Origin of the sequence: Chryseosolibacter histidinae, assembly GCF_018598225.1 — a bacterium.
Lineage (GTDB): Bacteria > Bacteroidota > Bacteroidia > Cytophagales > Cyclobacteriaceae > Chryseosolibacter > Chryseosolibacter histidini.
This window is the reverse complement of record NZ_JAHESF010000024.1, coordinates 23,899-43,844: the sequence shown is the minus strand read 5'-3', so window position 1 is coordinate 43,844 and position 19,946 is coordinate 23,899. Positions and strand designations below refer to the sequence as shown.

Here is a 19,946-nt window from a genome sequence, read left to right as displayed (position 1 = left end):
GGTTCCGGATTATTTTTTACCGGCGTCTTTCTTAGGCGCTTCAGTCTTCTTGGCATCGCCACCAGCAGCGGGAGCGGCACCAGCGGCAGGAGCAGCAGCAGCACCTTCAGCAGGGGCAGCAGCGGCAGCAGCAGCGTCTTCGGCAGCCATTTTAGCAGCACGGGGAATTTCAACGGCAGCGATAGTGGCTTGTTTCGGGTCGAGGAAATCGATGCCCTGCATTTTCATATCGCCAACTTTGATGGCGTGGTGAAAATCCAGCTCAGAAACATTCACATCGATGTGGTCAGGCATATCTTTGGGGAAGCCGTACACTTTCAGGGCAGCCCTTTTACGAACCAGGGTGCCACCTTTTGCCACACCAGGAGCCTGGCCTACCAACCGGGTAGGAATGCTCATCTTCACTTTTCTTTCGTCTGATATTCTCAGAAAATCAGCGTGAAGGATCACCTCGCTCACAGGGTGGAATTGTACCTCCTGCAGGATGGCTTTGGCTTCTTCGCCTTCAATGTTCACCAGCACAAAGTGTGCTTCGTTGGTGTACACCAGCTCGCGGAAAAGGATCATGGGTGAGTAGAAATGGATCTGTTCATTTCCACCGTACAGTACACAGGGTACCAAGCCTTCATCTCTCAGTTTCTGAGAATCAGTCTTGCCGAGATTTGCTCTTCTATACCCTATAATCTCAACAGTTTTCATAAGTATATAAAATTTAGTTTAACGTAATTACAGTTTAATGAACAGCGAGCTGATCGATTCGTTGTCGTGGATCTTGCGGATAGCTTTTGCAAAAAGATCAGACACGGTCAGCACCTTGATCTTCGGCGATTCCTTTCTCAACGGAATGGTATCCGATACCACAATCTCTTCCAGCGCCGAAGCTTCAATGTTCTCGTAGGCCTTGCCCGACAGCACAGCATGTGTACACACTGCCCGCACAGACTTGGCGCCATTTTCTTTCAACAGGCCTGCCGCCTTGCAGATAGTGCCCGCGGTGTCTACCAGGTCATCTACCAATATCACGTCTTTGCCTTCCACCTCACCGATCAGGCGCATGGATTCGATCTTGTTGGCTTCTTTCCGGTGCTTATCGCACACGGCCAGCTCAGCATTGAAGAACTTGGCAAAGTTGCGGGCTCTTTTTATGCCGCCAACGTCAGGCGTGGCAAACATGATGTCGTTTAGCTTGAGCGATTTCAGGTAAGGCACAAAGATGTACGAGCCATCGAGGTGGTCTACCGGGATATCGAAAAAGCCCTGGATCTGGTCAGCATGCAGGTCGCAGGCCATAATTCTGTCGGCACCGGCTGCAGAGAGCAGGTTGGCGATCATTTTAGCGGCAATGGCAACCCTGGGTTTGTCTTTCCTGTCCTGGCGGGCGTAACCGAAGTAGGGGATAATAACGTTGACGTTGGCCGAACTGGCACGTTTTGCGGCGTCTACCATCAGCAGCAGCTCCATCAGGTTATCAGAAGGGGCAAAGGTAGACTGGATGATGAAAACATCATGGCCCCGCACTGATTCTGCGATAAAAGGAGACATCTCACCGTCGCTGAATTGTTGGTAATTTACAGTGCCCAGGGGCTCGCCGTAAGCATTGGCAATCTTTTCAGCCAGATACTGTGTGGCCCTGCCACTGAAGAGTTTTACTGCCATGGGTTCAGTTCGATTAAAAAAAACTAATCCCGGCCTTCCCTTTCCGACAGTATCAGAACCGGGTTGAACCGGGATAAGTTGTCCGACCAGGGCTCGAACCTGGACTTTCCTGAATCAAAATCAGGCGTGTTGCCAGTTACACCATCGGACAATATTCCTGTAGAAATCGTTAAATCTGTACAGAAACCCTTGATTTTGGGTCTGCAAAGGTAGAATTATTTTTAAAAAAAGATAATAGCCTCCGGTTTTTTTTAGAGGTCTTTTTCCTGGGCCAGATTACCACCTTCCAGGAAGCCTTCTGCCCAGAAGCGGTATTTATCCAGTATAGAGATCACCGCATTCTTCAGGTGGCGGTTGTTATTGAAATCGATTGAACCGTACATGGTGGTGGCATATCCCTGCCAGATAGACCTGTTCTGGCGGCGGTCGTAGAACTGTATCAGCAACGTTCCGGTTCGCAGGTTGAACTTCTGCGGATCGTAGTTCATATCCTCTTTCTGGTTACGCACCCACTCTTCGATGTCGGGCTGGTTATAACCGTTGAATTTGAGGCTGTCGTTGAACATTTTAAAGCCGATGATGAGGTGCGGCTTGTTAGAAGCCTGCCTGTATCCCAGAAACTTCATGCGGGCAATGATCGATCGCTCGATCACATCGTTCATCATGGTGGAGTCGGCCACGCCGGCCGGCTTCATAATGTCGAAGGTCCTGTATTTTTTGAAATTGCCTTTATAGCTGTAATCATATTCTACGGGAAGTTCCTTATAACCCAGGCAGGAAGCCATAATCATCACCGTGAGCAGCAACAAGAAAGGAGCGGAGAGTTTCTTCATATACCAGCAAGCATTGATCGTGAAGTTGAATATAGACTAAATACTTCATCAGAACAATAACCGGATCGAAACCTTTTACGTCACATGTGCTTCACAGTTTATAACCGTGCTTTGATCCAGTCGCGGGCATTGACAAATGCTTCCATCCACGGAGAGATCTCATCACTTTTTCTGTTGACTGGGTAATAACCCCAATTCCAGGGAAAAAGCGATCTTTCAATGTGTGGCATAATGGCCAGGTGCCGTCCATCCTTCGATGATAAGGCTGCCACTGAAAAATCTGCGCCGCCCGGTGTTCCTGGATATTGCTTATAAAAATACTGGGCCGCGATGCGGTACCTCGATTGATCTTCAGGCAGACTGAAACGTCCTTCGCCGTGTGCCACCCAGGCGCCCAGATTTGCGCCGGCGAGCGACTTGAACATTACCGTATCGTTTTCAGGTATGGTGAGGTTCACGAAAATAGATTCAAATCTTCCCGAAGCATTGTGGTGCATTCTGGGGTGATCTTTCCATTCGGGATATAACAGCCCCAGTTCCATCATCAGCTGGCATCCATTGCAAACACCCAGCGTGAGCGTGTCCTGGCGCTGATAGAATTTATCGAGCGCTTCTTTGGCTTTCGGATTGTACAGGAACGCACCCGCCCATCCTTTGGCGGAGCCCAACACATCTGAATTAGAAAATCCGCCCACAAACACGATCATGTTCAGATCAGAGAGATCTTCACGGCCCGATACCAGGTCTGTCATGTGCACGTCTTTCACATCGAAGCCGGCGAGGTAAAGCGCAAAGGCCATCTCGCGGTCACCGTTCACACCTTTCTCGCGGATGATGGCCGCCTTGATGCCAGTAGGCTTCCTTCTCCTGGGATCGATGTTATACGTTTGAAACCGTCCATCGAAACGCGGCTGGAAATTATACTCCAGCACCTGCTTCTTGTAGTTGTTATAACGTGCCAGGGCATACTCGTGCGGGCGCTGTTTGCTATCGAGCAAATAAGAAGTTTTGAACCACGTATCGCGCAGGGCATCCACATCAAAGGTCATGTCTCCATTGTGTGAAGTAACTTTCACCGTGCGTTCGTGTGTAAGCTCACCAATCACTTTATAGCTCACCTGTGCATTGCCAAGAACGGAAGCCACGGCGCTTTCTGATGCCACCTGGATCACCACGCCCGGGTTTTCGCTGAACAGGGCCTTCACACTGTCGTTGCCAAGATCCTTGATGCTCACATTTAAACCGATGCCTGGCACTGAGAAGCACATTTCGAGCAACACAGTGACCAGACCGCCTTCAGAGATATCGTGGCCTGCCAGAATGTTGCCTTGTTTGATCAGTTGCTGCAGTGCGCCAAAAGCTTTTGCGAAGTAAGCTTCATCTTTTATGGTAGGTGCTTCGTTGCCCAGCAGGTTCAGCACCTGGGCGAAGCTGCTGCCACCGAGCTTGAATTCATCGCGCGACAGATCGATGTAGATCAGCTTCGAGCCCTTTACAGGTTGCAGCGCCGGCGAAATGGTTTTGGTGATGTCTTCCACTTCACCTGCCGCCGAGATGATCACCGTTCCGGGTGCGTAAACAACTTTGCCGTCGCGGTATTTCTGGGTCATCGAAAGCGAATCTTTGCCGGTAGGGATGTTGATGCCGAGCTTGATGGCGAAATCGCTCACGGCTTCTACGGCATCGTATAACCTTGCGTCTTCACCTTTGTTTTTAGAAGGCCACATCCAGTTGGCGCTCAGTGAAACACCTTTCAGGCCGTGGCTAAGCGGTGCCCACACAACGTTGGTCAGGGCTTCGGCGATGGCAAGCTTGCTGCCGGCCACCGGATCGATCAGGGCAGCACCAGGCGCATGACCGATGGCTGTGGCAATACCTTTTTTGCCAAGGAAATCCAGCGCCATCACGCCCACGTTGTTCAATGGTAACTGAACAGGGCCGCAGGTTTGCTGCGTGGCAACACGGCCCGTTACAGAACGGTCTACTTTATTGGTAAGCCAGTCTTTGCAGGCCACCGCTTCGAGCTGAAGCACCTGCTCCAGGTATTCGCTGATGCGGGCCGGGTCATACTGCACGGGCTTGTAAGACGAAGGCTGCGCGGTATCGCTGATAATGGTCTTGGGCGAAGAGCCGAAGAGATGATTTACTTTGAGGTCTACAGGTTTACGCACGTTGCCGTTCCTTACGAACTCCAGCGTTTGGCTGCCCGTAGCTTCACCGATCACGTAGAAGGGAGCACGTTCGCGCTCGGAGATCTTTTTCAGGGTGTCTACATCTTTTGCTGCGATGCCCAGGCCCATGCGCTCCTGCGATTCGTTGCTGATGATCTCTTTATCTGAAAGGGTAGGGTCGCCTACAGGAAGTTTGTCGAGATCGATCTTTCCGCCTGTTTCTTCCAGCAGCTCAGAGAGGCAGTTGAGGTGGCCGCCGGCGCCGTGATCGTGGATGGTGATGATCAGGTTCTGATCTGTTTCCACCATGGCACGGATGGCATTCATCACACGTTTCTGCATTTCAGGGTTGGAGCGCTGAATGGCGTTGAGCTCAATGGCATTGCCGTATTCGCCGGTAGCTACCGATGATACTGCGCCACCACCCATGCCGATGCGGTAGTTGTCACCGCCCAGCAACACGATCTTGTCTCCGGGCTGCAGGTGGCCTTTCTGACTATCATTCGCTTTTCCATAACCGATGCCTCCCGCCAGCATGATCACTTTATCGAAGCCGTACTGCTTGTCATTTTCAAAATGTTCAAACGTGAGCACGCTTCCGCAGATGAGGGGCTGCCCGAACTTGTTGCCAAAATCGGAGGCGCCATCAGAAGCTTTGATCAGGATCTCTTCGGGAGTTTGGTAGAGCCATGGCCGCGCTTCGAATTTTTTCTCCCACTTGCGGCCATCTTCCAGGCGCGGGTACGAGGTCATGTACACAGCGGTTCCCGCCAGGGGCAAAGCACCTTTACCACCCGCCAGCCTGTCGCGGATCTCTCCGCCCGACCCGGTGGCGGCTCCGTTGAAAGGCTCAACCGTGGTGGGAAAATTATGGGTCTCGGCCTTGATGGAGATCACAGAATCGATCTCTTGTACCTTGAAATAGTCGGCAATGTCTTGCCTTACCGGTGCAAACTGCTCAATGACGGGCCCTTTGATGAAGGCCACATTGTCTTTGTAGGCCGATACCAGCTGGTTAGGATGTTCTTTCGATGTCTTTTTGATCAGCTGGAAAAGGGTGAACGGTTTTTCTTTTCCGTTGATGATGAATGTGCCGTTGAAGATCTTGTGGCGGCAGTGCTCGGAATTCACTTGTGAAAAGCCGAACACTTCGCTGTCGGTCAATTTTCTTCCCAGCTCTTTGCTCACGTTCTCCAGGTAGCTGATCTCTTCGCCGCTGAGGGCGAGGCCCTGCTTTTCATTGTAGGCGGCAATGTTGTCTATCTCGAGAATAGGCTCCGGCGTGTGATGGATGGTAAAAATATCCTGGTCGAGTGTTTTGTACACCACCTGCAGCATTTTATCGTGCCGGGCGTTGGCATCGGTCACCACGTCAAATTCTTCTATGCGCTGAATGCCCCGGATGCCCATGGTTTGGGTTATTTCCACGGCATTGGTGCTCCAGGGGGTGATCATCTCCTTCCGGGGGCCAACGAAATAGCCGCTCAAAGTTTTTTCAGCGAGGGGTTCAGCACCGCCTAATAACCATATAAGCTTCTCATTGTCAGATTTTTGCAAAGGCTGTACTGAGCCAACAGCATAAATTTTGTTGGCTTTCGAACGAAAGAATAAAATCATGGATGGGTTTACCTAATTGAGCTGCAAAAATACAAGCATTTTGCGGGACATGAAGGATTTTCTTCAAAAGAAGAACGGAAGACTCTGGTTGATCAGTCCGCTGTGGCCGCTTTCGAGTATCTCGAGCCGGTAGTGGTTGAGCCTGCGGGTGAGGCGGGTCATGTTCTGGGGAGTGATCACCTTATCGTATTTACCAACAATGAGTGAAAATTTGATCTGGTGCTCATTGATAAGGCGGGCGATGCGTTTGGTGTTGAACGTCAGGTGCCGGAACACCACCCACGAATAATAGACCCGGTTGCGCTTCTCGGTGGTATTCATCTGGTACTCCGCAAACCGGATGAGGCCCTTGTCCATCAGGCCGGTTTTGTTCAGGAACCTGGCCAGGCCCAGAAACCTTTCGGGGTGGATGATCATGCTGCGGAAGAGGCTTCTGAGCATGAGCGGATAGGTGGCCAGGCTGTACCAGAAGCTTGTTTTGATGCCATCCGGGGCGATGAGAAATACCTTGTCGACCTTTTCCGGGAAGGCTTCCAGGGTTGCCAGCACAAATTTGCCGCCGAGGCTGAATCCCGCCAGTTGAAAACGATCGATCTTGTTTTCGGTAAGGAACAGCCGGATCACCTCCTGCCACTGCGTTTTTTCGAGGGTTCGCTCGCCGTTACTCCAGGTACTTTTGCCGTGGAAATACAGGTCGAACACATAAAAAGTATAGTGGCGGGCCAATGACTGGGTAAAAAAATCAAAAACACTCATATCCTGCCCAAAACCATGAAAAACAAGCATGTGCTGGTCTCCATTACCGGCTTTGGCATAATGCAGGCTGCTGTTGTTATAATGGATAAACTTCTCGCGGACCATGTTTTTTCAACGTCGCCTGATCAACTTTACGTAAAATTTCAGGTTTAATAAAATAATATCGAAAAGGCGCCGTCTCTGGGAGTATAAAACAAGAGCGCGGGCAAATGGAAGTGGCCATGCAAATAAAAGAGCAGACATTCCTAAGGGAGAAAGACAGGTTGCTGAGCTTCATCCGCAATCGTGTGTCGTCTACGGAAGAGGCGGAGGATATCCTTCAGGATGTGTTCTATCAGTTTGTGGCAGGTTTTAATACGATCGAATCGCTTGACCGGGTCACTTCGTGGTTGTTTTCCGTTGCACGGAACAAGATCATAGACCGTTACCGCAGAGAGTCCGCCAGGCCCAAGCGTGCCGATTTTGGTTTGCAGGCCGGAAAAGAGGAAGAGGCTCCCATTACACTCCAGGAGATATTGCCAGACCTGGGCAACACCCCGGAAGACACTTACCTGAGGGAAATGATCTGGGATGCGATCATGGAGGCGCTGGACGAGCTTCCCGCAGAACAGCGCGACATCTTCATTCAGAACGAGATCGAGGAAAGAGGTTTTCGCGAGATCTCGGAAGAAACAGGTGTATCCATCAATACGCTGCTCTCCCGGAAGCGTTACGCAATTCTTGCCCTGAGAAAAAGATTGCAAAAGCTCTATGAGGAACTGTAAACTTCAAATAATTAAGATATTCGTTTTATGAACAAGGGATTGCTGATATTGAAATGGACGGTGATGTGCATCCTGTTTGTGATGTTGTTCGGATGGGTCACCATGTTCTTATGGAACTATCTCGTCCCGCCGCTTTTCAACGGACCGGCTATCAATTTTTGGCAGGCACTCGGCTTATTATTGCTGAGCAAGATCCTGTTCAGCGGTTTTGGTGGCAAAGGGGGGCATGCGGGCATGCGCTGGAAACAGCGTTACTACGAAAAGCTCTCCAGCATGACCCCTGAAGACAGGGAGCGATTCAAGGCCAGAATGCGGGAAAAATGGTGCTACAAAGGCCCTGACACTTCAGCGGGGAAATCAGACACTTCAAACCTTTGAGGCACCGCTTCACAAAAAAATAACGTAAATAATCGTGAAAAAGCCCAACCTGAGCCTGAGGAACACGTTAAGGGAAACGTTGGAAACTTTTGAAATGTTAAAAGTTTCCATAGTTTTGCAGCCCTTATGGAAGAAACAGACGTCAAGGAAAAGATACTGAAAGGGGCCGAAGAGCTTTTCAAGAAATACGGGGTCAGGAGTATTTCGATGGATGACATAGCCCGGCATTTGTCAGTATCCAAAAAGACTTTATATCAGCACTTCGCTGATAAGGAAGACATTGTGACCATGGCCTGCAAGGCGCATTTGGAAAAGAATGCGAAAGAGTTTGAGCGGGTGATGGAAACGGCCAAGAATGCCATCGATGAGCTGGCCAAACTTTCGGTGTGTCTGAAACGCAACATGCAGGACCTGAACCCGTCGCTGCTGTTCGATCTTCAGAAGTACCATCCGCGGGCGTGGGCAGAGTGGGTGAACCACAAGAACAAGTTCATCCGGTGCTCAGTGGTGCGAAACCTGAAGCAGGGAATTGAAGAAGGGTACTTCAGGCCCGAGATAGACCCCGAAGTGATCGCTTCCATGCGGCTCGAGCTGGTGCAGCTCGCTTTTGATGAAGAGATCTTCCCGCGCGAGCAGTTCCGCCTCACAGAAGTGCAGATGCAGATCTTCGATCACTTCGTGTACGGTGTTGTAACCGATAAGGGAAGAAAACTTTACCAGAAATATAAAGAAGTAAACCATCACCAACCTTCAACTATACTATAGACATGAGACGGATTTACCTGATTATTTTAGCAACGATGGTCTCGCCGGTGCTGATAAAAGCTCAGCAGACTGAAACAGGGCAGAGCCAGGCCGCGCAGCAAAGCCAGACCGGGCAGGCTTTTACACTTGAACAGTGTATCCAGTACGCGTTGGATAACTCTGCTAATGTTAAGAATGCGGTCATTGATGAGCAAATAGCCGATGCACGCGTGAAAGAAACACGGGGCATAGGCCTTCCGCAGATCGATGGTAGTGTTACCGTGCAGCACAACTCCAAACTTCCACGGTTCTTTGCAACAAAGCAAACAGCATTCGGGTTCTCGGGCGAAACGGACTATGCTAATTTTATGCCAGGCGTGCCGGATGATGGTGTTGTTGCTTCAAGGAACTTTTTTCAGTTGCCTTCTTCCGGTAACGCAAACCTTGCTATCAACCAGCTGCTTTTCAACAGCTCGTACCTGGTGGGCTTGAGGGCAGCCAGCACATACCGCGAGCTCTCTGTAAAAACAACACAGCAGACAAAGGAGCAAACCATTGAGAAAGTGATCAAGGCCTATTATGCTGTGCTGATCAACAAAGACCGCATGCAGCTCTTTGACAATAACATTGAAAGGGTTGAATCATTGCTGAAGACCACTTCGGCCATGAATACAAATGGCTTTGCAGAGAGCATCGATGTTGACCGCATCAAGGTGACCTTGAACAACCTGCGGGCTGAGCGCGACAAGTTCTACAAGCTGCAAGAGCTTGGGTATGAATTGTTAAAGTTCCAGATGACCTATCCGATGGACCAGCCGATAGCGGTGACAGGAGATATTGCCTCGCTCAATGTAAGCGAAGATGTGCTGAGCACCTACAGCGCCAATTGGGATTATAAGGAACGGATTGACTACAGCATTCTTGAAACCAACCAGAGGCTTCTTGAGCTTGACCTCAAAAACAAATATTCAACCTCCCTTCCCAGCCTTTCAGCTTTTGCAAACCTGGGGTATTCAACACAGTCGCCCAACATCAGTGGCGTGTTTAAAACCAATACAAACATAAAGGACAATGGTGTCACTGGTCCCGACAAATGGTATCCTGCTGTTTCGTTCGGTGTTTCTTTGAATGTGCCCATCTTCAGTGGTTTGCAACGGAACTACAGGGTGCAGCAGGCAAAACTGGCCCTTCAGAAGGTAGAGAATAATTTTACGAACCTGAAATCTGCCATCGACCTGGAGGTGCAACAGGCCGCCACCAACTATATCAACGCCGTTACCACCCTGAAATCACAGGATGAGAACAAAAAGCTGGCTGAGAACGTAGCCCGCGTAACCAAGATCAAATATGAGCAGGGGGTAGGTTCTAACATTGAAGTGATCGATGCAGAAAGCGCCCTGAAAGAAGCGCAGATCAACTACTACTCTGCTCTGTATGATGCCGTGGTTGCCAGGGTTGACCTCGAGAAAGCTTACGGAAAATTAAGCCCAACCCCCCAGGAAAATAAATAAAACTCTTATGACCGCCATAAAATCCTTATACATGAAACCTACTTTGTACAATCGTTTGGCAGTTGCTGTTGTTGTTGCCGGTTTGCTGGCCGCCTGCAGCGCTGCATCACCAGAAGATGATAAAAAGGCCCGTCTCGAAAAATTGAAGACCGAACAGGCCAATATCTCCAAAGAGATCCAGAAGCTCGAAGAGGAGATCGCCAAAGAGAACCCCGATGCTGAAACCAAAGTGAAGGCAAAAGAAGTTGCTGTAGAAGAGCTTCAGCCGCGCAAATTCGATCACTTTGTTCAAACACAGGGCAGGGTTGAATCAGAGAACAATATCCTTGTAAGTGCAAAATCGATGGGTGTTGTTACCCAGGTTTATGTCACCGAAGGCTCGCAGGTTACCAAAGGACAGGTGCTGGCACAGATCGATAACTCAGTGATCGTTCGCAATATCGAGTCTATGAAAGCGCAGCTCGAGCTTGCCACCGCAGTATACGAGCGCCAGAAAAACCTGTGGGATCAGAAGATCGGTACTGAAGTTCAGTTCCTCCAGTCCAAGACCAACAAAGAAAGCCTCGAGAAGCAATTGGCTTCCGTACAAGAACAGAACGAAATGACCCGCATCAAATCGCCCATCAGTGGTGTGGTAGATGAAGTAACGGTAAAAGCTGGTGAGAACATTGCTCCTGGCATGCCTGCCTTCAGGGTGGTGAACGCCTCTGACCTGAAACTGCTGGCCAACGTTTCTGAAGCTTATGTTACGGATATCAAAAAAGGTAATAAAGTGATCGTGAACATCCCTGAGCTGAAGAAGGAGATCGAGGCCCGTGTAACTTTCGTAGGCAGAACCATCGACCTTTTGTCACGCACGTTCAACATCGAAGTGAAGCTTCCTTCACAGCCCGACCTGCGCCCCAACATGACGGCTACTGTAAAAGTGGTTTTCCGCACAGAGCCTTCAACACTGGTAGTTCCTGTGAACGTGATCCAGCAGGTGAACAACGAAAAGATCGTTTACGTTGCCGAGGCCAAGGGTAAACAAACCGTTGCCCGCAAAAAAGTGGTTACAGTAGACGGCGTTTACGGTAACCTTGCAGGAGTGAAAGGTCTGAATGCCGGTGACAAACTGATCACGGTAGGATATCAGGGCCTGAACGACGGCGAATACGTCAAGATATAAATAGACATGAGATAAGAGATATGAGTCCCGGTAGCTATCGGGAGGAGACGAAAGATTCAGCGCTCATATCTCATATCTCACATCTCAGACCTCACATCTAATTTCTAACGATATGCAAGACTTAGAAGGCAAAGAATTTAAACCCACCAGTTGGGCGATCGATAACAAGGTGGCTATTTACGTGGCCACGGTGATCATCTGTCTGATGGGTATCATAACCTATAACAGCCTGCCGAAGGAGAACTTCCCCGAAGTTGTATTTCCGCAGATCTATGTGGCTACCCCTTATCCGGGCGCTGCCCCTGAAGACATCGAGAACCTGATCACCAAACAGATCGAGAAGCAGGTGAAATCTATTTCCGGTATCAAGAAGGTCACCAGCAACTCTATTCAGGACTTTTCGAACGTGATCATCGAATTTGAAGCCGATGAGAACGTGGCGGAAGCCAAGCGTGAAGTGAAAGACGCGGTTGACCGTGCGAAACCCGATCTTCCCAATGACCTTCCGGACGATCCGGTGGTCATGGACATCGACATTTCGGAAGTTCCGATCATGTACGTGAACCTCTCCGGCGATTATGACCTTCAGACCCTGAAGCGTTATGCCGAGATGATGCAAGACAGGTTCGAGGGCCTCAAAGAGATCCGCCGCATCGATATCGTTGGTGCGCTCGACCGTGAGATCCAGATCAACGTTGACATGTACAAGGCAGCGTTGGCAGGTGTGAGCTTCGATGACATATCACAGGCCATTGGTGGCGAGAACGTTATTGTTCCGGGCGGCCAGCTTGCTGTTGATGGAACAAAACGATCGCTCAGCGTGAGCGGTGAGTATGATAATGCCGAGCAGATGGGCAATACCGTGGTAGGTTCCATCAAGGGTGGCAAAGTATACCTGAAAGACATTGCTGAAGTGGTGGACAGCCACAAAGAGCAGGAGAGCTTTGCCAGGCTGGATAAAAAGAACGTGGTTACGCTCAACGTCGTTAAACGCAGCGGCGAGAACCTGATCAATGCTTCTGACAATATCAGGGCCATCATCAAAGAATATGAAGAAGGTGTGCTGCCCCCCGGACTGAAAGTAACTGTTACGGCAGACCAGTCCGATAACACACGCGTAACGCTGCACGACCTGATCAACACCATCATCATCGGCTTTATACTGGTAACCATCATCCTCATGTTCTTCATGGGGGTGACCAACGCTATCTTCGTGGGGTTGTCTGTACCGATCTCGAGCTTCATCGCATTCCTTGTGTTTCCGGGAATCGGTTTTACATTGAACATGATGACGCTGTTCTCGTTCCTGCTGGCGCTGGGTATTGTGGTTGATGATGCCATTGTGGTGATCGAGAACACACACCGTGTATTTGACAATGGAAAAGTACCCATTCGCAAGGCAGCCAAGATCGCTGCGGGTGAGGTGTTCCTCCCGGTATTTTCCGGTACTATGGTGGTGCTGGCGCCGTTCATTCCGCTGGCCTTCTGGCCCGGTGTGATCGGTAAGTTCATGATGTACCTGCCCATTACCCTCATCGTTGCCCTGCTGGCTTCGCTGGTGGTTGCTTACATCATCAACCCTGTTTTTGCGGCTGACTTTATGACGGCGCATGACCATGACCAGCATGATGACAAGGAGCGATCTAAGGTCACCAAAGGTTTCAAAGTTACCAGCGTTATTTTCGCAGGTATAGCGATCGTCTCTTATCTGATTGGCGTAGGCCTCGGAAACTTTGTTGTTTTCCTTTACCTGCTGTATGTGCTGCACCATTTCCTTCTGGAGCGAGTGATCTCCAATTTCCAGACCTCGGCCTGGCCTAAAGTGCAGGAAGGTTACAAGCGTGTTGTTACATGGTGTTTGTATCGCTACAGGCCTATCTGGGTTGTGGTAGCGGTGATCGGGTTGTTTATCTTCTCGTTCGTTTTCACGGCCATCCGCAAACCTCCGGTAGTGTTCTTCCCCAACGGTGACCCTAACTTTATCTTCGCTTACATCCGTATGCCTATCGGAACAGATCAGCGTGTAACGGATTCTATCACGGCCATCGTCGAAGACCGCGTGATCAAAACCATGAGTCGCGATGGAAAACGCAACCCTATTGTTGAGTCTGTGATCTCGAACGTTGCCATCGGTGCCAGCGAAGATCCGTTTGAAGGTGGCCAGCAGGCAATGCCCCACCTGGGCAAAGTGCAGGTGGCGTTCGTAAAATTTGCTTCGCGCAATGGCGAGTCTACTAAAAAATATATGGATGATATCCGTGAAGCTGTTAAGGGGATTAAAGGCGCTGAGATCTCTGTGAACCAGGAAGCTAACGGTCCTCCGACCGGTAAGCCGATCAACATCGAGATCGCTGCCGATAACTTCGATCTGCTGGTGGAAACAGCCGATAAAGCCAAACGTTTCCTGATAGCACAACAGGTGCCCGGGGTGGAAGAGCTCAAGTCTGACTTCCAGGCCGATAAACCTGAAGTGAAGATCACCATAGACCGTGAGAAGGCCAACCGCGAAGGTATCTCAACCCAGCAGATCGGCTTTGCTTTGAATGCCGCTGTATATGGCCGCGAGGTATCTAAGTTCCGTGACGACGATGACGATTACGATATCAACCTCAGGATCAGGGAAGACCAGCGCAACGATGTGAACACGCTGATCAACCTGCCCATTACTTACCGCGATATGGGCTCCGGTGGCGTGGTTCGCCAGGTACCGCTGTCGGCAGTTGCCAAGATCGATTACTCTAACAGCTACGCCGGTATCAGAAGGATCGACCAGAAACGTGTGATCACCCTGTCGTCAAACGTGCTGGGTGATTATAACCCGAACGAGGTTGTGGCAGACATCCAGCGTCGCCTCGAGTCATTCCAGGCTCCTGACGGTGTTACCATCAGGATGACAGGTGAGCAGGAAGATCAGGCAGAGACCGGCGCATTCCTGGCGCTGGCATTCGGCCTGGCGTTCATGCTGATCTTTATGATCCTTGTAACCCAGTTCAACTCTGTGAGCAAGCCAGTGATCATCCTGTCTGAGATCCTGTTCAGTATCATTGGTGTGCTGATCGGTTTCTCGCTCTTCAAAATGGAGATCTCCATTATTATGACGGGTGTGGGTATCATGGCGCTGGCCGGCCTCGTTGTGCGCAACGGTATCTTGCTGGTTGAATTCACAGAGCTGCTGCGCTCACAAGGCGTGCCGCTCTACGAAGCGATTATTGAAGCAGCCAGAACCCGTATGACGCCGGTATTGCTGACCACCATGGCAGCAACCATAGGCCTGATACCGCTTGCCGTTGGTTTGAACATCGACTTCGTGAAGCTGTTCACTGAGCTGAACCCGCATATTTACTTCGGCGGCGATAACGTAGCCTTCTGGGGCCCGTTGTCATGGACCATGATCTTCGGTTTGATCTTCGGTACCTTCCTTACGCTGATCCTGGTGCCGGTAATGTACCTGCTTACCACCAAGCTTAAGGAGCGCATCTTTAAGAAGCGCAACCAGCCAGCTCCTGACGTGGATGGAGCCGTTGCTTCGATCTGATCCTATTTGAACTAAAATTCCGGGAGAGTCGTCTTAACAAACAAGACGACTTTCCCGTTTTTATATGAAATCCCGCATCATGACCTTCCTGATTTTTGCAACACTAATGCTGCTGATCGATTATTACCTGTTTCAGGCTATTATCACGGTAAGCAAAGGCTGGACGCCCGTATGGAAAAATGTGCTCCGCTTCGGTTTCTGGATACCGACAATACTCAGCATTGCGGTGCTGTCATGGTGGCTTTTCGGGGACCCCTATCGCCAGAGCGGAGGAACCTGGACCTGGATCAGAACAGCATTGCTGGGCAGTTATCTTTCTAAAGTGTTCGGCATCGTGGTTGTCTTTATGGATGACATCACGCGCGGTGTGAAGTGGCTTGCGCAATTCTTTTACCGCGGCGACCCCGAGCATTTGCCGGGCAACGCCATCCCACGGTCAGAATTCCTTGCGAAGACAGCGTTGGTGGCTGCCTCCATTCCCTTTGGAACCATGGCCTACGGAATTCTTTCAGGCGCGCATGACTACCGGGTGAAACGTGTTACGGTTAAACTTCCCAATCTTCCCAAATCGTTTGACGGTCTTAAAATAGGTCACGTTTCCGATATTCACTCCGGAAGCTTCTTCAACAAGACAGCGGTGAGAGGTGGTGTGGAAATGATGCTGAACGAAAAGCCTGATCTCATTTTTTTCACAGGCGACCTGGTGAACAACGAGAGCAGTGAGGTAAAAGACTACATCAACATCTTCGATAAGTTCAAGGCACCACTGGGTGTTTATTCTGTTACGGGCAACCATGATTACGGCGATTATCATCGCTGGGACTCCACAGAAGCAAAGCGCCGTAATTTCAAGGACCTGATGGAGGCGCACCGGTTGATGAACTTCAAACTGTTGATGAACCAGAATCACATCATCGAGCAGGGAGGTGAGAAGCTTGCCATTCTCGGCAACGAAAACTGGGGTGGAGGAAGGTTCTCCAAATACGGAAGACTTGACCTGGCTCACCAGGGCACGAACGAAGCGGCCGTTAAACTTTTGCTTTCGCATGATCCGAGCCACTGGGATGCGCAGGTGCGCCCTTCGTATAAAGACATCGATGTGATGTTCTCAGGGCATACACACGGATTTCAGTTCGGCATTGAGCTCGGCAACTTCAAATGGAGTCCTTCGCAATATGCTTACAAGCAGTGGGCAGGATTGTACCAGGAAGGTTCACAGTATCTTTATGTGAATCGCGGTTTCGGATACCTCGGCTATCCCGGAAGGATCGGCATGCCTCCTGAGCTTACCATCATGGAGTTGAAACGCGCCTGATCAACGGTGCGAATGATTAGCCTGAATCCTACAGGTCATTCAAAACGAATTCGGTAATAAAAACTAAGGGCATCAATTTTATTGATGCCCTTTTAGGATTAGGTAAAGGTGATAAAGTTCTCAGCTTAATGTGTGGCTTCCATTTCTTCTCTTCTTCTTTTTGCATCGATGGAAAACCTGCCTGCGCCGAAGATCATAAATACGATCAGACCGATCAGCACGATCAATGAAACTTCAAGCTCCATGTGGTTTCCCAGGAACAGGAATCCTTTCGGATAGTTCACCAGAAAAACCGCACCGATCAGAATGGGCAGCTGGATCAGGCAGGCAATGCGGGTATAAAGTCCGAAGGCGATCATAGGGCCCGCAAGAATGTGTGCAAAGATCACATAGTGGGCAAGCGTGGCGCCTGCAAACCATATATTAATGCCTGCTGTCGTATTCTGAAGATCACTCAGGTGTGTGATAAACTGCAATCCTTTGTAGGTGATAAAAACTCCAAGCGCAATACGGAATATATCCAGAAAGCCAGGGCGATGATCGTTACCCCACCTTTCAACATCGGTGATAACACTCATGGCAGTAAAATATTTTTGATGTATACAAAGTTTACGAAAAAATCGCGGCAAGTGCAATCAAAAAAGAAAAAGCTGCCCGGCAGCCGGACAGCTCTTTGAGTTTAAAATTTCAGGTTTCAAGTTTAAAATTTCAAGTTTAGAGTTTCAGGTTTGAAGTTTGCAAGTTGGGTGCGACGTTTTTATGCGTTGGGTGCGTCGGAAATATTTCTTACTGTGGGTAGCGCTGTTTTTCTTTTATACCATCTCCAGATGGCGCCACCCAAAGCGGCAATAGCCATACCGATGATCTTGATGTATTTCAGTAAGAAGGCAAAGAGGCCTGCTTTGGCGAGGATCTTACCGGCTACCAGACCGCCAATGGTCCATGCAGCCACTTCATCGATCTCTGGGTTGAAATCAGAATACCGGTAACCGTCGGCATAGCTGAAAGACGACAGCACCGGCGTGATGTTCTTCTGCACTTCGGGCAGCTCGTTCATAGAAGAGACGGCATTGAATACCACCACACCTTTTCTTCCGAGGATGCGCACATTGTAGTTAAGTGTATTGAAGTCGCTTTCTCCGAATTTGATCTCCTTGGCCCAATGCAGCACTTTTTTATCCTTGTCGTAGAATGGCTTCGACGCCCATCCCACGAGCTCGATCGGCTCAAAGCCACCTTTCGTACGTTCTTCGTTTTCCTGCTTCGTATCTCCCTGCATTTCGCCCATGAGCTCGTCATAGTCGATTTCATCTGCATCGTCATCTTTCACATATCCCATTTCATCATAGGTGATGATAAAGGCCCACGAATTGTCTGCCAGGAGGCCGGTGTTTTTAGGTACGATCATGCCCAGCGTACCGGAACCGTCGGGGTTTCCCCACAGGTCTTGCAGTACATAGGTCGTCTGCTTTGCATCGAGGTAACGGAAGCCTGCCGGTGTTTGCAGTGTACCGATGTTGTTGTCAAGCTTGATCTCGCCTTCCTGATAGTGCAGGCTGGCCTCCAGGCTGTCGATGAAAAGCGGGGCGGAGTCCGCTGCATCTTGCGCATAAGATAACTGGACGAGCAGCATCAATGCCGCTGCGAAAATGTTTTTTCTCATAGCAAATGTTTAAGGTGCCGGGCGGCAATAACATCATTTGCCAGGGCAACGCCAACTCGCTGTAAGTTTTACAATCAACTGGTGAAATCGGCTATCCAACTGAACAAAACAGGGCAGGAGATGGCATAAAAAAAACTGCTCCAACGGGGGTTGGAGCAGTTTTCGGTTTCCTAATAATATCGCGTACTTGATTAATAGCCGTTATTATCGTTTCTGCGGTTAAATCCTCCACCGCCACTTCTATAACCACCACCGCCGCCACGGGGAGCGTCAGTTTTGGGTCTAGCTTCATTCACAACCAAGGTTTTACCTAAGAAATTGAAACCGTTCAGGCTGGTGATAGCCTGGCGAGCCGCAGATTCGTCAGCCATTTCGATAAAACCGAAACCACGACTACGCTGCGTAACTTTGTCCATAATAATTTTGGCTGAAGAAACTTCGCCATACTCTTCGAATAACCCCTTTAATTCCTGTTCTGAAGCCTTAAAAGGGATGTTGGCAACATAAATGTTCATTGTTTTGAATAAATAAATGAGAAATTAGTTTACGAAAACTGATAAACTTTGACTGGAACGACACAATGAATCTTGATGAAGCACAGAGAAAGATTTAATCAATTAACGTATAAAGGTAATAAAATTTTAATTATGCAAAGAAAATGTGCTATTTCGTCGTTTTTAGCCTTCCCAGGGCCTTTCCAGGCGCCATTTTTATAAAAATCGCAAACGTGTGCTTCGCGTACAACACCGCCAGCTTCCGGCCGTGTAAATCTGCATTTTCAGCACCCCTGCTGTAAGTTCCAGGCGGCTTTTTCCGAACAAATTCCCCTGAGCTTCAGGTGAAAAGTGTTCATACCCTGAAGCATAAGCCTGCGGGTATTGCCGGAATAGTACTTTGAAAGTAGAAATGACGGTTTTTAGTAGGCTCTCTCAACGGCGCCCGCACCATAGACCTTCTTCTGGGTGGTCTTTGTGTTGCCTTTGTGCTTCACCTGGCCGCTGCCAAGCACGGTTGCATCAATGGTATTGGTAACATTCAGTTCACATGTGCCTGACCCGGTCAGCACTACTTTGGCCGTTTCAATGGGGCAGGTAAAACCGTTGATATTGCCGGAGCCACTGATGAGCGCGTCTACCGAAGTAGCATAACCGCGCAGGGCCAGGCTACCCGAGCCTGATACTTCAGCTTTTACAATATCGCCCTTGATGTCTACATCCATGCTGCCATTGCCATTCACAGCGAGTGAAAGATTGCTGGCGGCGAGCGAATTTTCTGAGATGATCTTTCCACCGCTATTCACCTTCAGCTCGCTGATGTTCTTCATGCTCACATAAAGCTTCATGGTGGGGTTCAGTTTGATGTCGTCAATTTTGGCCCACAGACTCTTGTTGGGTGTTTCGGGTTTACGTTCGATGTTGATCATCAGTATACCGTTCTCCACCTTGATGTCGCTGACGGAAAATATTTCGGTGAGCGCTTCAACATTAACTTCCTGCTTGTTGGTTTGTTTCAGATACACGGTGTAGTTCGAGTTCACATAAATGCTCTTGAACTCGGGCAGTTCCAACGCTTTTTTTGTTACCTGCGAAAACGACACAGAGGTGACAAGGCAAAGAACCAAAGCGAAAAGTTTTGTTTTCATGGTTTGTTTTTTACTTAATGGAGGTTTGAAAATTATACCTAGATACGCGTATCCTGCCAATAGTAAAAGCTCACTTTACGCGCAGCGCTCCGCAAACGCGGAAAAACTCTGCCTGGCTAAAGAAAATATGACTTAACGGCTGTTTACTTCGCCAGACGGCGGTATCAATGTCTTTTGCGAAAAATGGCCTTGA

The 19,946-nt window shown here is 49.5% G+C and carries 16 protein-coding genes and 1 tRNA gene; 7 read left to right on the top strand and 10 right to left on the bottom strand.

Annotated features, from left to right (window positions below; translation table 11 throughout):
• Positions 1–9: 9 nt before the first annotated feature.
• From KK083_RS20745 to KK083_RS20720, 6 genes are all read right to left on the bottom strand, one after another.
• Positions 10–699 carry a 50S ribosomal protein L25/general stress protein Ctc gene (locus tag KK083_RS20745; protein WP_254167210.1) on the bottom strand — a complete coding sequence of 230 codons (690 nt, stop codon included), beginning with the start codon at positions 697–699 and terminating at the stop codon, positions 10–12.
• A 27-nt stretch (positions 700–726) separates the two neighbouring features.
• A complete protein-coding gene (locus KK083_RS20740; protein WP_254167208.1) occupies positions 727–1,656 on the bottom strand; it encodes a ribose-phosphate pyrophosphokinase in 930 nt (309 codons plus the stop codon).
• Between the two features lie 78 nt (positions 1,657–1,734).
• Positions 1,735–1,807: transfer RNA gene (locus KK083_RS20735), tRNA-Gln, on the bottom strand.
• A gap of 100 nt (positions 1,808–1,907) precedes the next feature.
• Positions 1,908–2,489 (bottom strand): DUF4136 domain-containing protein, encoded by a 582-nt coding sequence (locus tag KK083_RS20730; RefSeq protein ID WP_254167205.1) that lies wholly within the window; start codon positions 2,487–2,489, stop codon positions 1,908–1,910.
• Between the two features lie 98 nt (positions 2,490–2,587).
• Positions 2,588–6,277, bottom strand: coding sequence for a phosphoribosylformylglycinamidine synthase (purL, locus tag KK083_RS20725; RefSeq protein ID WP_254167203.1), 3,690 nt, complete (start codon positions 6,275–6,277; stop codon positions 2,588–2,590).
• Positions 6,278–6,340: 63 nt separating this feature from the next.
• The gene (locus tag KK083_RS20720) at positions 6,341–7,138 is read right to left on the bottom strand and encodes an alpha/beta fold hydrolase (RefSeq protein WP_254167201.1); all 798 of its coding nucleotides are present in this window, start codon (positions 7,136–7,138) and stop codon (positions 6,341–6,343) included.
• Positions 7,139–7,242: 104 nt separating this feature from the next.
• Between KK083_RS20720 and KK083_RS20715 the strand changes: the two genes are divergently transcribed.
• The 7 genes from KK083_RS20715 to KK083_RS20685 all read left to right on the top strand — a co-directional run bounded on the left by KK083_RS20715 (position 7,243) and on the right by KK083_RS20685 (position 16,448).
• Positions 7,243–7,797 (top strand): RNA polymerase sigma factor, encoded by a 555-nt coding sequence (locus KK083_RS20715; RefSeq protein ID WP_254167199.1) that lies wholly within the window; start codon positions 7,243–7,245, stop codon positions 7,795–7,797.
• A 27-nt stretch (positions 7,798–7,824) separates the two neighbouring features.
• Positions 7,825–8,175 (top strand): hypothetical protein, encoded by a 351-nt coding sequence (locus tag KK083_RS20710; protein ID WP_254167197.1) that lies wholly within the window; start codon positions 7,825–7,827, stop codon positions 8,173–8,175.
• A 126-nt stretch (positions 8,176–8,301) separates the two neighbouring features.
• Positions 8,302–8,940: a TetR/AcrR family transcriptional regulator gene (locus tag KK083_RS20705; protein ID WP_254167195.1), complete on the top strand. Its 639-nt coding sequence runs from the start codon at positions 8,302–8,304 to the stop codon at positions 8,938–8,940.
• A gap of 2 nt (positions 8,941–8,942) precedes the next feature.
• The gene (locus KK083_RS20700) at positions 8,943–10,430 is read left to right on the top strand and encodes a TolC family protein (protein ID WP_254167193.1); all 1,488 of its coding nucleotides are present in this window, start codon (positions 8,943–8,945) and stop codon (positions 10,428–10,430) included.
• 31 nt (positions 10,431–10,461) lie between these two features.
• Positions 10,462–11,598 carry an efflux RND transporter periplasmic adaptor subunit gene (locus KK083_RS20695; RefSeq protein ID WP_254167191.1) on the top strand — a complete coding sequence of 379 codons (1,137 nt, stop codon included), beginning with the start codon at positions 10,462–10,464 and terminating at the stop codon, positions 11,596–11,598.
• 112 nt (positions 11,599–11,710) lie between these two features.
• Complete coding sequence (locus KK083_RS20690) at positions 11,711–15,133, top strand: efflux RND transporter permease subunit (RefSeq protein ID WP_254167189.1); 3,423 nt, start codon at positions 11,711–11,713, stop codon at positions 15,131–15,133.
• 79 nt (positions 15,134–15,212) lie between these two features.
• Entirely contained in the window at positions 15,213–16,448 is a 1,236-nt protein-coding gene (locus KK083_RS20685; RefSeq protein WP_254167187.1) for a metallophosphoesterase, read from the top strand.
• Between the two features lie 125 nt (positions 16,449–16,573).
• On the opposite strand, the gene KK083_RS20680 is transcribed toward KK083_RS20685, so the two are convergent.
• The 4 genes from KK083_RS20680 to KK083_RS20665 all read right to left on the bottom strand — a co-directional run bounded on the left by KK083_RS20680 (position 16,574) and on the right by KK083_RS20665 (position 19,753).
• Entirely contained in the window at positions 16,574–17,026 is a 453-nt protein-coding gene (locus KK083_RS20680) for a DoxX family protein (RefSeq protein WP_254167185.1), read from the bottom strand.
• Between the two features lie 179 nt (positions 17,027–17,205).
• A complete protein-coding gene (locus tag KK083_RS20675) occupies positions 17,206–18,111 on the bottom strand; it encodes a DUF2167 domain-containing protein (protein ID WP_254167183.1) in 906 nt (301 codons plus the stop codon).
• Positions 18,112–18,302: 191 nt separating this feature from the next.
• Complete coding sequence (gene rbp, locus KK083_RS20670) at positions 18,303–18,626, bottom strand: RNA-binding regulator (protein ID WP_254167180.1); 324 nt, start codon at positions 18,624–18,626, stop codon at positions 18,303–18,305.
• A 401-nt stretch (positions 18,627–19,027) separates the two neighbouring features.
• Positions 19,028–19,753 (bottom strand): head GIN domain-containing protein, encoded by a 726-nt coding sequence (locus KK083_RS20665; protein ID WP_254167178.1) that lies wholly within the window; start codon positions 19,751–19,753, stop codon positions 19,028–19,030.
• Positions 19,754–19,946: the final 193 nt, after the last annotated feature.

Bases quoted from the DNA above. Each gene is read 5' to 3' on its own strand.
- KK083_RS20730 (WP_254167205.1), bottom strand. From the start codon at position 2,489: ATGAAGAAACTCTCCGCTCCTTTCTTGTTGCTGCTCACGGTGATGATT.
- KK083_RS20710 (WP_254167197.1), top strand. From the start codon at position 7,825: ATGAACAAGGGATTGCTGATATTGAAATGGACGGTGATGTGCATCCTG.
- rbp (WP_254167180.1), bottom strand. From the start codon at position 18,626: ATGAACATTTATGTTGCCAACATCCCTTTTAAGGCTTCAGAACAGGAA.
- KK083_RS20690 (WP_254167189.1), top strand. From the start codon at position 11,711: ATGCAAGACTTAGAAGGCAAAGAATTTAAACCCACCAGTTGGGCGATC.
- KK083_RS20700 (WP_254167193.1), top strand. From the start codon at position 8,943: ATGAGACGGATTTACCTGATTATTTTAGCAACGATGGTCTCGCCGGTG.
- KK083_RS20715 (WP_254167199.1), top strand. From the start codon at position 7,243: ATGGAAGTGGCCATGCAAATAAAAGAGCAGACATTCCTAAGGGAGAAA.
- KK083_RS20665 (WP_254167178.1), bottom strand. From the start codon at position 19,753: ATGAAAACAAAACTTTTCGCTTTGGTTCTTTGCCTTGTCACCTCTGTG.
- KK083_RS20705 (WP_254167195.1), top strand. From the start codon at position 8,302: ATGGAAGAAACAGACGTCAAGGAAAAGATACTGAAAGGGGCCGAAGAG.
- KK083_RS20680 (WP_254167185.1), bottom strand. From the start codon at position 17,026: ATGAGTGTTATCACCGATGTTGAAAGGTGGGGTAACGATCATCGCCCT.
- KK083_RS20685 (WP_254167187.1), top strand. From the start codon at position 15,213: ATGACCTTCCTGATTTTTGCAACACTAATGCTGCTGATCGATTATTAC.
- KK083_RS20720 (WP_254167201.1), bottom strand. From the start codon at position 7,138: ATGGTCCGCGAGAAGTTTATCCATTATAACAACAGCAGCCTGCATTAT.
- KK083_RS20745 (WP_254167210.1), bottom strand. From the start codon at position 699: ATGAAAACTGTTGAGATTATAGGGTATAGAAGAGCAAATCTCGGCAAG.
- KK083_RS20695 (WP_254167191.1), top strand. From the start codon at position 10,462: ATGAAACCTACTTTGTACAATCGTTTGGCAGTTGCTGTTGTTGTTGCC.
- KK083_RS20675 (WP_254167183.1), bottom strand. From the start codon at position 18,111: ATGAGAAAAAACATTTTCGCAGCGGCATTGATGCTGCTCGTCCAGTTA.
- purL (WP_254167203.1), bottom strand. From the start codon at position 6,277: ATGATTTTATTCTTTCGTTCGAAAGCCAACAAAATTTATGCTGTTGGC.
- KK083_RS20740 (WP_254167208.1), bottom strand. From the start codon at position 1,656: ATGGCAGTAAAACTCTTCAGTGGCAGGGCCACACAGTATCTGGCTGAA.